Genomic DNA, 241 nt, shown 5'->3' with positions numbered 1-241 from the left:
ATGTACAGTAGATGTACGTAAGGCGGGGTCAGTCCCGATCAGTCAACCTGGCCAGCTTCTCTATCAGCTCTACCTGAGTCTGCAGGTCGCCGAGGCCCTTGGCTGGATCACATCTCACAAGGCGAGTGTCACCAGCCGGCCAGCTGTAGTCAGGGTCGTCGTCGATTGCCACCCACCTGGTGATACCTGCTCGCGTCACAGCCGACCGGATCTGCTCATGTCGGGTCTGAGCGTCATAGCC

Annotated in this window: 1 protein-coding gene; it reads right to left on the bottom strand. The window is 59.3% G+C overall.

Annotation, left to right across the window (positions count from 1 at the left end; genetic code table 11):
- Positions 1-28: 28 nt before the first annotated feature.
- A partial coding sequence (locus SB754_RS22555; protein WP_410784502.1) for an HAD domain-containing protein occupies positions 29-241 on the bottom strand: 213 nt, incomplete at its 5' end.

It is taken from the genome of Leifsonia sp. SIMBA_070, from assembly GCF_046534635.1.
Classification (GTDB): domain Bacteria; phylum Actinomycetota; class Actinomycetes; order Actinomycetales; family Microbacteriaceae; genus Leifsonia.
Note: the sequence above shows the minus strand (reverse complement) of the source record. Positions and strands in the feature narration are given on the sequence as shown.